Source organism: Streptomyces sp. NPDC054765, from assembly GCF_053612065.1.
Genome location: NZ_JBSHBP010000006.1, coordinates 70,710 through 81,340, shown reverse-complemented (window position 1 = coordinate 81,340; position 10,631 = coordinate 70,710). Strand labels below are relative to the sequence as shown.

Sequence of the window (10,631 nt, the reverse complement as noted above, 5' to 3'; positions counted from 1 at the left end):
GACGAACCGGGGTGGTGCGGGCGGGACGGTCCGCCCTGTGCCTGGCCATCGGGACGGAGTGCCGTAGGGGCCGGCGGGGCGGAGGAGGGTCCGTGAGCCGCGGAGGGTCCGTAAGCGGGGGAGGGTCCGTATGCGGAAGGGGCTCCGTAAGACGTGGGACGGACCGGCCCCGGGGCGGACACGGGTGGGCACGGCGGACACGGGTGGCACGGCAGGCACCGGTGGGCACGGCAGGCACCGGTGGTGGGGAAAACCCCACCCCCACCACCCCAGCCACCCCATGGCACACGGAGCGGCCACCGGGCAGTCTGGGCGCATGACGGACAGATCCCGGCCCCGTGCTGCTGATGTTGCTGATGAGGGCTCTGACGGTGCCCCGCCACCGCCGCCCAGAGGGGCACTCAGCGGCACGACATGGCGGGAGATCGCCTACCTGCTGTCCAATCTCCCGTTGGACGTCGCCGGGTTCGTGGTGCTGGTGGTCTGGCTGGCCCTCGGGGCCGCGCTGTCCGTCACCGTGATCGGGCTGCCGCTGCTGGCGAGCGGCCTGGTGGCGTGCCGGAAGTACGGGAAGCTGGAACGGGCGCGGGCGCGGGCCCTGCTCGGGGTCCAGGTGGCGGAACCGAGTCCGCTGCGGGTCCGGGAGCGGGGGTTCCTGCCCTGGCTGTGGACGTGTCTGAAGGACCCGGTCGCCTGGCGGCATGCACTGTTCGCGTTCCTCCGGCTGCCATGGGTCGTGTTCACCTTCTCGGTGACCCTGGTCTCGTTCTTCGTGGCGTGGCCGGCGCTGCCGTGGCTGGCTCGCTGGCTGTCCAACGTGGACCGCGCCATGGTGCGCGGACTGCTCTCGCCCTCCGACGAGTTGGAGCGGCGGATCGTTGAGCTGGAGTGGGACCGGGTGACGGTCACCGACACCGCGGCCGCCGATCTGCGGCGCATCGAACGGGATCTGCACGACGGCGCACAGGCCCGGCTCGTGGCGCTCGCCATGGGGCTCGGACTGGCGAAGGAGAAGCTGCTGGAGGGCCGGGCCGACGAAAGCGTGGCGGCGATGGTGGACGAGGCGCACGGCGAGGTGAAGCTCGCGCTGCAGGAGCTGCGGGATCTGGCCCGGGGCATCCATCCGGCGATCCTCACCGACCGCGGACTGGGGCCCGCCCTGGCCTCACTGGCCGGACGCTGCACGGTGCCCGCCACCACGGCCGTGGACCTGGACGAGCGGCCCGCACCCGCCATCGAGGGCATCGTCTACTTCACGGTCTCCGAGCTGCTGCAGAACATCTCCAAGCACAGCGCGGCGCGGCAGGCGTCCGTCGAGGTGTGGCGGGTCAGGGGGGGCGGGCCCGCAGAGCCCTCGGACAAGGGCGGTGGCGGGCGACGGGCGGGCGACCGGCTGCTGATCCAGGTGGCGGACGACGGAAAGGGCGGGGCGCGGCTGGACGGCGGCAGCGGGATGGCCGGGCTCGCCGAGCGGCTGGGCTCGGTGGACGGGCTGTTCGTGCTGGATTCGCCGGTGGGCGGGCCCACCCGGGTCACGGCGGAGCTGCCGTGGCGGGCGCGGACGGACGCGGGGACGGGGCCGAAGACCGGCCCCGGGGCGGGACCGGGAGGCCGCTGACGGGCCGCCGTCAGCCCGGCCCGGCGTGTCCGGCCGGCCGAGGCGTGTCCGTCCGGCCGAGGGCGGGTGGTGGCGGCCTCAGCTCCGGGGGGGGGTGGGGAAAACCCCCGGCGAAGACTGCGACGACCCTCATGGTGCGGGGGACGCCGGAGGCGGACCCTGGTCACAGCGGAAATACGCCGCACGGCCTGCAGTTGAGGCAGCGGATCACGACAGGGCAAGGGCCGCATCCGGCAGAACGGACGACGAGACGATGGACACCGCATACGCACCGCCTCCCCGCGGCTCCCGTGTGCCCGTGGGGCTGCGCGCCCCGTTCTCCGGGCGCACCTGGCGGGAGTTCCTGTACCTCTTCCTCAGCCTCCCGATGTCCATCGTGATGTTCACCTACGCGCTGGTGGTGACGACACTGGGCGCCGGTCTGCTGGTCACGTTCCTCGGCATCCCGGTGCTGGCGGGCGGTCTGGCCGGCGGCCGTGCGCTGGGCGGTCTGGAGCGCGCGCGGGCCCGTGCGCTGCTGGAGCTGGACGTCGCCGATCCGGAGCCCGTCCGGCCCTCCAAGGCGACGCTGATGGGGTGGGTCGGGGCCGTACTGAAGAGCGGGGCGTCCTGGCGGCACCTCCTCTACTCCCTGCTGCACTTCCCGTGGGCGCTCTTCTCCTTCATCTTCTCGGTGACGTTCTGGACCGTCGGCTGGGGGCTGCTGACCTCTCCGCTGTGGTGGTGGACGCTCCCCGCGGACGCCGCCCGGCCGGAGATCCAGATGTGGAGTGACGGCAGCGGCCACGGCATCTCGCTCGACACTCCGGCGGGCGCCGCGGCCACCAGCGGGGCCGGGCTGCTGCTGGTGCTGGCCGGGCCGTGGGTGATCCACGGGCTGACGCAGATGGACCGGGTGATGGTCCACGGCCTGCTGGGGCCCTCCTCCCTCGCCACCCGCGTTTCGCAGCTGGAGTCGGACCGTGGGGTGGTGGTGGACACCGCGGCGGCCGATCTGCGGCGCATCGAGCGCGATCTGCACGACGGCGCACAGGCCCGGCTGGTCTCGCTCGCCATGGACCTGGGCCTGGCCAAGGAGAAGCTGGCACAGGATCCGCAGGCCGCCGCGAAGATGGTGGACGAGGCGCACGGCGAGGTGAAGATCGCGCTCCAGGAGCTGCGGGATCTGGCCCGCGGCATCCACCCGGCGATCCTCACCGACCGGGGTCTCGGCCCGGCGCTGTCCGCGCTGTCCGCACGGTGCACGGTTCCGGTGACGGTGACCGTGGACCTGGATCACCGGCCGGCCGCGGCGATCGAGGGCATCGCGTACTTCACCGCCTCCGAGCTGCTGCAGAACGTCTCCAAGCACGCCCGCGCCACCAGCGCGACGCTGGACGTCTGGCACACCGCCGACCGGATCATGGTGCTGGTCGCCGACGACGGCCGGGGCGGCGCGCACACCGGCACCGGCACCGGCCTGGCCGGCCTCGCCGAACGGCTGGATGCGGTCGACGGCCTGCTGATCGTGGACTCTCCGGCCGGCGGCCCGACCTGCGTCACCGCCGAGCTGCCGTGGCGCGGGTGACGGCCGGACCGCCGTCGCACGAGTGATCGAAAATCCGCCACGGCACGGGTGCTCCTGCGCCATCTCCGCCCTTGATCCCCTCATCCCTCTCGCCGTCGTCCGAATGCTGGGATGCTGAAGCCCGGCAGGGGTGGGATGCGATGAGGTGTGGGGGAATCTAAGCCGTGGAGGACAAGGTGCGCGTGGTCATCGCCGAGGACTCGGTGCTGCTCCGGGAGGGCCTGACCCGGCTGCTCACCGACCGGGGGCACCAAGTCGTGGCGGGTGTCGGGGACGCCGAGGCGCTGATCAAGACGATCGGGGAGCTGGCGGACGAAGGGGCGCTGCCGGATGTGGTGGTGGCGGACGTACGGATGCCGCCGACGCACACCGACGAAGGGGTGCGGGCCGCGATCCGGCTGCGCCGGGACCACCCCGGCCTCGGGGTGCTGGTGCTCTCGCAGTACGTCGAGGAGCAGTACGCGACGGAGCTGCTGGCCGGTTCGAGCCGGGGCATCGGCTATCTGCTCAAGGACCGGGTGGCCGAGGTGCGGGAGTTCGTCGACGCGGTGGTCCGGGTCGCCGGGGGCGGGACGGCGCTGGACCCGGAGGTGGTGGCGCAGCTGCTGGGCCGCAGCCGTAAGCAGGATGTGCTGGCCCATCTGACCCCCCGGGAGCGGGAGGTGCTGGGCCTGATGGCCGAGGGCCGGACGAACTCCGCGGTCGCCCGGCAGCTGGTGGTCAGCGACGGTGCGGTCGAGAAGCACGTCAGCAATATCTTCCTGAAACTGGGCCTGTCGCAGAGTGACGGGGATCACCGCAGGGTGCTGGCGGTGCTCACCTACCTCAACGGCTAGCGGTCTGACACCCTGTCAGATAGCCCGCCCGAGGCGTTTCCCACCGAGGACCAGGACTTTGGTCGTAGAACCAATGGACGAGTCCGGAGCGTCATGAACGGGGGGCCACGGGGGTGGTGATTTCATGACAATACACACCAGACCGGTGTCTCGTAGGAACATCCAGCATACGAGCGACCCAGGGAAGGCCACCCTTACCCACGTACGATGCTTATGGGACAACCGGTCGGTACGACACGTCCCAAGCCCTGCCTCCGGCGGGGACGCCGCACCCCTCGAGGGAGGTCCGAAGCAGTGACCAGCCAGGTCAGTAGCACAGCCGAGCAGACCGACGCAGCGCTTGTCGGGGAACAGCGCGCTTCCGGTGACGGCGGCGAAGGCAAAGAAGTCCGACGCCTCGACCGGGTGATCATCCGGTTCGCCGGTGACTCCGGTGACGGTATGCAGCTCACCGGTGACCGGTTCACCTCCGAAACCGCGTCGTTCGGTAACGACCTGTCGACGCTGCCGAATTTCCCCGCCGAGATCCGGGCGCCCGCCGGGACCCTGCCGGGCGTCTCCAGTTTCCAGCTGCACTTCGCCGACCATGACATCCTCACGCCCGGTGACGCGCCGAATGTGCTGGTGGCGATGAACCCGGCCGCGTTGAAGGCGAATATCGCGGATGTGCCGCGGGGCGCGGACATCATCGTCAACACCGATGAGTTCACCAAGCGCCCGATGGCGAAGGTCGGGTATGCGACCAGTCCGCTGGAGGACGGCTCGCTGGAGGCCTACCACGTCCATCCGGTGCCGCTGACGACGCTGACGGTCGAGGCGCTCAAGGAGTTCGGGCTCTCCCGCAAGGAGGCCGAGCGCAGCAAGAACATGTTCGCGCTGGGGCTGCTGTCGTGGATGTACCACCGGCCGACCGAGGGCACCGAGACGTTCCTGCGGGCGAAGTTCGCGAAGAAGCCGCAGATCGCGGAGGCGAATGTCGCGGCCTTCCGGGCGGGCTGGAATTTCGGTGAGACGACGGAGGATTTCGCCGTCTCCTACGAGGTCGCGCCGGCCACGAAGGCCTTCCCGACCGGCACCTACCGCAATATCTCCGGGAACCTCGCGCTGTCCTACGGGCTGATTGCGGCGGGCCGGCAGGCGGATCTGCCGCTGTATCTGGGCTCGTACCCGATCACCCCGGCCTCCGACATCCTGCACGAGCTGTCCAAGCACAAGAATTTCGGTGTGCGCACCTTCCAGGCGGAGGACGAGATCGCCGGAATCGGTGCGGCACTGGGCGCCGCGTTCGGCGGTGCGCTGGCGGTGACGACCACCTCGGGCCCCGGTGTGGCGCTGAAGTCGGAGACGATCGGTCTGGCGGTCAGTCTTGAACTGCCGCTGCTGATCGTGGACATCCAGCGCGGCGGCCCCTCGACGGGCCTGCCGACGAAGACCGAGCAGGCCGATCTGCTGCAGGCGATGTACGGCCGCAACGGCGAGGCCCCGGTGCCGATCGTGGCGCCGAAGACCCCCGCCGACTGCTTCGACGCGGCGCTGGACGCGGCCCGGATCGCGCTGACCTACCGCACCCCCGTCTTCCTGCTCTCCGACGGCTACCTGGCCAACGGTTCGGAGCCGTGGCGGATCCCCGACGTCGGCGAACTGCCGGATCTGCGGGTCCAGTTCGCCTCGGGCCCCAACCATCAGCAGGCGGACGGCACCGAAGTCTTCTGGCCGTACAAGCGCGACGAGCAGACGCTCGCCCGGCCCTGGGCGGTGCCGGGCACACCGGGTCTGGAGCACCGTATCGGCGGCATCGAGAAGCAGGACGGCACGGGCAACATCTCCTACGACCCGGCCAACCACGACTTCATGGTGCGCACCCGCCAGGCGAAGGTCGACGGCATCGACGTCCCCGACGTCGAGGTCGACGACCCGACCGACGACAGCGGCCGGGGCGCCACGACCCTCGTACTGGGCTGGGGGTCGACCTACGGGCCGATCACCGCGGCGGTACGGCGCGTCCGGGGCGCCGGGGAGCGCATCGCCCAGGCTCATCTGCGCCACCTCAACCCCTTCCCGCGGAATCTCGGCGAGGTCCTGGCGCGTTACGACAAGGTGATCGTGCCGGAGATGAACCTCGGACAGCTCGCCACGCTGCTGCGCGCCAAGTACCTCGTCGACGCGCAGTCGCACACCCAGGTCAGCGGAATGCCGTTCAAGGCCGAGCAGCTCGCGGAGGTCTTTAAGGAGGCCATCAATGACTGAGACGATCGCGGAGGGGTCCTCGCAGATCGAGGCGCTCTCCCTGGTACCCAAGGCCGACGCCAAGCAGTCCATGAAGGACTTCAAGTCCGATCAGGAAGTGCGCTGGTGCCCCGGCTGCGGTGACTACGCCGTCCTTGCCGCCGTACAGGGCTTCATGCCCGAGCTCGGCCTGGCCAAGGAGAACATCGTCTTCGTCTCCGGCATCGGCTGCTCCTCCCGTTTCCCGTACTACATGAACACCTACGGGATGCACTCCATCCACGGCCGCGCCCCCGCCATCGCCACCGGCCTGGCCTCCTCACGGCGTGACCTGTCCGTCTGGGTCGTCACCGGCGACGGCGACGCGCTCTCCATCGGCGGCAACCACCTCATCCACGCCCTGCGGCGCAACGTCAACCTCAAGATCCTGCTCTTCAACAACCGGATCTACGGCCTGACCAAGGGCCAGTACAGCCCCACCTCCGAGGTCGGCAAGATCACCAAGTCGACGCCGATGGGCTCGCTGGACGCCCCCTTCAACCCGGTCTCGCTGGCGCTGGGCGCCGAGGCGTCCTTCGTCGCGCGCACCGTCGACTCCGACCGCAAGCACCTCACCTCGGTGCTGCGCGAGGCCGCCGCCCACCCGGGCACGGCGCTGGTGGAGATCTACCAGAACTGCAACATCTTCAACGACGGCGCCTTCGAGGTCCTCAAGGACAAGGAGAAGGCCGAGGAGGCCGTCATCCGCCTGGAGCACGGACAGCCGGTCCGCTTCGGCCCCCTGGCTCCCGACGGCTTCGGCTCCAAGGGCGTGGTCCGCGACCCGGCCACCGGCGACCTCAAGGTCATCGACGTACGGGAGGAGGGCACCGGCGGCGTGCTGGTGCACGACGCACACAACCCCTCGCCCACCACGGCCTTCGCGCTCTCCCGGCTCGCCGACCCCGACACCCTGCACCACACCCCCATCGGGGTCCTGCGCAGCGTCAACCGGCCGGTCTACGACACCCTCATGTCCGACCAGCTCGACGACGCCATCGAGCAGAAGGGCAAGGGCGACCTCGCCGCCCTGCTGACCGGCAACGACACCTGGACGGTCGTCGGCTGACGGTCCGTCCACGGCAGAGACGGCCGGCCCGGCAGGAACCGTCAGCGGTTTCCCGGGCCGGCCGCCGCAGCGGGCTGCCGGCGTACACCGGCGTGCCGGGCGGACCGGTCGCCGGGGCGAGCACAGAGGCCCCTTCTGTCATGCCTGTCATGCCTGTCATGACCGTATGGCAAGACAGGCATGACAGCCGGGCCGGGCGGCGCTACTTTCGCAGCGGCGGCGAAGCATCCTGAGGAGGTCCCCCTTGCAGCCTCGAAGCGATCGGCGTGCCGGACTCGGCTACGGTCTCGCCGCCTACACCATGTGGGGCCTGCTGCCGCTGTACTGGCATCTGCTGGACGCCGCCTCGCCGTCCGAGATCCTGGCCCATCGCATGGTGTGGTCACTGCCCGTCGCCGTCGTCATCCTGGCCGTGCTGCGCCGCTGGTCCTGGATCGGGCCGCTGCTGCGGCAGCCCGGAAGGCTCGGGCTGATCCTGGTCTGCGCCGTGGTCATCTCGGTGAACTGGTTTCTCTACATCTGGGCGGTCAACACCGGGCACGTCCTGGAGGCGTCGCTCGGCTACTTCATCAATCCGCTGGTCAGCATCGCCTTCGGCGTCCTGGTGCTGCGCGAGCGGCTGCGGCCGCTGCAGTGGACGGCGGTGGGGATCGGCCTGCTCGCCGTGCTCGTGATGACCGTCGCCTACGGCAAGGTGCCCTGGATCGCGCTCACCCTGGCCTTCGCGTTCGCGACGTACGGACTGGCCAAGAAGGGCATCAAGCTCGACGGGATCGAGGGCTTCAGCGCCGAAACGGCCCTGCAGGCGCTGCCCGCGCTGGGCTTCCTGGTCTTCCTCGGCCTGCGCGGCGAGTCCGGCTTCCTCACCGGCGGGGCGGTCCAGGCGCTGCTGCTCGCGGGCTGCGGTGTCGCGACGGCGGTGCCGCTGATCTGCTTCGGCGCCGCGGCGGTGCGGCTGCCGCTGACGACGGTCGGGATGTTGCAGTATCTGGCGCCGACCTTTCAGTTCGTGCTGGGGCTCACCGTCTTCCACGAGACGATGCCGCCGGAGCGCTGGGCCGGGTTCGCGCTGGTGTGGCTGGCGCTGGCGGTGCTGACCTGGGACGCGCTGCGCACCGCAGGGCGGGCGCGGACGGCACTGGCCGCTGCCGCGGCCCGCGCGGGCGAGGCCACCGCCCAACAGGCCACGCAGACGGCAGGGACCGCACAGAGCACACAGACGGCACAGACGGCAGGGACGGCAGAGCCGCAGCCTCCCGGCATCACGCAGTGATGTCCCGGGTGGTGAAGCGCGCCCAGGCCGCCGAGCCGAACACCAGGGCGTACAGCGCCTGCAGGCCGATGTTCTTCTGCAGCTGGTCCCAGTAGACGGGGTCGCGGAGCAGGTCCGCGAACGACAGCCAGTAGTGCGGGAAGAGATAGGGCTGGATCGCGTGCAACTGCGGGATGGTGTCCAGGATCTGCACGGTGATCAGCAGCCCGACCGTCGTCGCCATGGCGGCGATACCGCTGGTGGTGAGGGCCGAGACGAACAGGCCGACGGCGGCCACCCCGACGAGGGACAGCGCCACCACGACCGCGATGGCCAGCGCCCGCAGCAGCCCCTCACCGAAGGAGACGGAGGTGCCCGAGAGCAGGGTGACCTCGCCCAGGGGGAAGAGCAGCGCGCCGGTCAGCAATGCGGAGAGCGCCACGACGAGGGTGCCCACCAGACAGAACGTCAGGGTCGCGGCGTATTTGACCAGCAGCAGACGGGTGCGGCCCGCGGGGGCGACCAGGAGATAGCGCAGCGTCCCGCCGTGCGCCTCCCCGGCGAGGGAGTCGCCCGCGATCACGCCGATGGCCATCGGCAGGAAGAAGGGCAGCGTCACCGCGAGCGAGGTGAAGACCAGGAAGAGGCCGTTGTTGGTGATCTGGGAGAGGAACGCCGGGCCCCCCGGCCCGCCGCCACGCCCCGGCCCGCCGTCGCCGGTCTCGATCTTGACGGCGATACCGACCAGGACCGGTACGCCCGCGAGCACCGCCAGCAGCGCGAGGGTGCGCCAGCGCCGGAACGTCATCCCGATCTCGCTGCGCAGCAGACCCAGTGACCACAGCAGCCGGGGTGCGCGCGCTGCCGCCTCAGCCTGCGACATCGAAGCCCTCCCCGGTCAGCTGCACAAACACATCCTCCAGCGAGGCGCGCTCGGTACCGAAGCCGCGGACCCGTACACCGGCGTGCACCAGCGCGGCGTTGAGATCCGCCAGGTCCAGCGGCGGCCCGCCGTCCGGCGCGCCCAGGGGCGTGTCCGTATCCGGCAGTTCGCCCGTCACCCGGTCGTCGGTCACCTCCACACCGGTCAGGCCGTGCTCCTTCAGGACGCGGACCGCCTCGCCCGGGTCGGGGGTGGTCACCGTCAGCCGGCCGCGTCCCCGTGAGTCGAGGACCGTGGCGGAGAGGTCGGCGACCGTGCCCTGGGTGATCAGCCGGCCGCGGGCCATCACCGCAGCATGGGTGCAGACCTGCTCGATCTCGTCGAGGAGATGGGAGGAGAGAAAGACGGTGGTGCCGTCCGCCGCGAGTCCGCGGACCAGGGCGCGGATCTCCCGTATGCCCTGGGGGTCCAGGCCATTGGTCGGCTCGTCGAGCACCAGCAGTTCACGGGGCTGGAGCAGAGCCGCGGCCAGCCCGAGACGCTGCTTCATGCCGAGGGAGTAGGCACGCGCCTTCTTGCCGGCCGCGGCGGCCAGCCCCACCCGCTCCAGCGCACGGCCGACCCGCTCGGCACGGGTACGGGGATCGGCGGCCGGGTCGGCGGCGTCGAACCGCCGGAGGTTGTCCCGCCCGCTGAGGAAGCCGTAGAGCGCCGGGCCCTCGATGAGGGCGCCGACCTTCGGGAGCACCCGGCGGACCGCGCCGGGCATCGGCTGCCCGAGCACCCGGGCGCTGCCGGCGGTGGCGTCGATCAGGCCCATCAGCATGCGGATGGTGGTGGTCTTGCCGGAGCCGTTGGGGCCGAGGAAGCCGAAGACGCTGCCGCGCGGTACGGCCAGGTCGAGGCCGTCGACGGCGAGCCGGCCGCCGCGGTACGCCTTGGTCAGCCCCCGCGTCTCGATCGCCGGGTCCCCGGCCGGCACCCGACGGGGGCCGGGCCGGCCGGCGGGCGGACGAGCCCCGTCGGGCCCTGCGGCGGGCGGCTGTGGCATCGGCTCCCCCAACGTCGTACGGATGGGCCCACGGGCCGCGCCGCGCCACCCGCTGAGGGGTGGCGCGGCGGTCCCGCGGCTGCGGTGGCC

Annotated in this window: 8 protein-coding genes; 6 read left to right on the top strand and 2 right to left on the bottom strand. The window is 71.2% G+C overall.

Annotated elements, in window-relative coordinates; genetic code table 11:
• Window positions 1-316 precede the first annotated feature (316 nt).
• From ACWGJY_RS06205 to rarD, 6 genes are all read left to right on the top strand, one after another.
• Window positions 317-1,618, top strand: coding sequence for a sensor histidine kinase (locus ACWGJY_RS06205; protein ID WP_453259614.1), 1,302 nt, complete (start codon window positions 317-319; stop codon window positions 1,616-1,618).
• 253 nt (window positions 1,619-1,871) lie between these two features.
• Complete coding sequence (locus ACWGJY_RS06200) at window positions 1,872-3,185, top strand: sensor histidine kinase (protein ID WP_453259613.1); 1,314 nt, start codon at window positions 1,872-1,874, stop codon at window positions 3,183-3,185.
• 176 nt (window positions 3,186-3,361) lie between these two features.
• Entirely contained in the window at window positions 3,362-4,021 is a 660-nt protein-coding gene (locus ACWGJY_RS06195) for a LuxR C-terminal-related transcriptional regulator (RefSeq protein ID WP_453259707.1), read from the top strand.
• Between the two features lie 294 nt (window positions 4,022-4,315).
• Window positions 4,316-6,268, top strand: a complete 1,953-nt coding sequence (locus ACWGJY_RS06190; RefSeq protein WP_453259612.1) for a 2-oxoacid:acceptor oxidoreductase subunit alpha — start codon at window positions 4,316-4,318, stop codon at window positions 6,266-6,268.
• Window positions 6,261-7,355: a 2-oxoacid:ferredoxin oxidoreductase subunit beta gene (locus ACWGJY_RS06185; RefSeq protein ID WP_453259611.1), complete on the top strand. Its 1,095-nt coding sequence runs from the start codon at window positions 6,261-6,263 to the stop codon at window positions 7,353-7,355. Before ACWGJY_RS06190 ends, ACWGJY_RS06185 begins: the two co-directional genes overlap by 8 nt.
• A gap of 244 nt (window positions 7,356-7,599) precedes the next feature.
• Window positions 7,600-8,628, top strand: coding sequence for an EamA family transporter RarD (gene rarD, locus ACWGJY_RS06180; protein ID WP_453259610.1), 1,029 nt, complete (start codon window positions 7,600-7,602; stop codon window positions 8,626-8,628).
• On the opposite strand, the gene ACWGJY_RS06175 is transcribed toward rarD, so the two are convergent.
• Window positions 8,618-9,490, bottom strand: coding sequence for an ABC transporter permease (locus tag ACWGJY_RS06175; protein WP_453259609.1), 873 nt, complete (start codon window positions 9,488-9,490; stop codon window positions 8,618-8,620). The genes rarD and ACWGJY_RS06175 overlap by 11 nt on opposite strands.
• A complete protein-coding gene (locus tag ACWGJY_RS06170; protein ID WP_453259608.1) occupies window positions 9,477-10,541 on the bottom strand; it encodes an ATP-binding cassette domain-containing protein in 1,065 nt (354 codons plus the stop codon). The genes ACWGJY_RS06175 and ACWGJY_RS06170 overlap by 14 nt, the downstream gene beginning before the upstream one ends.
• Between the last annotated feature and the right edge of the window lie 90 nt (window positions 10,542-10,631).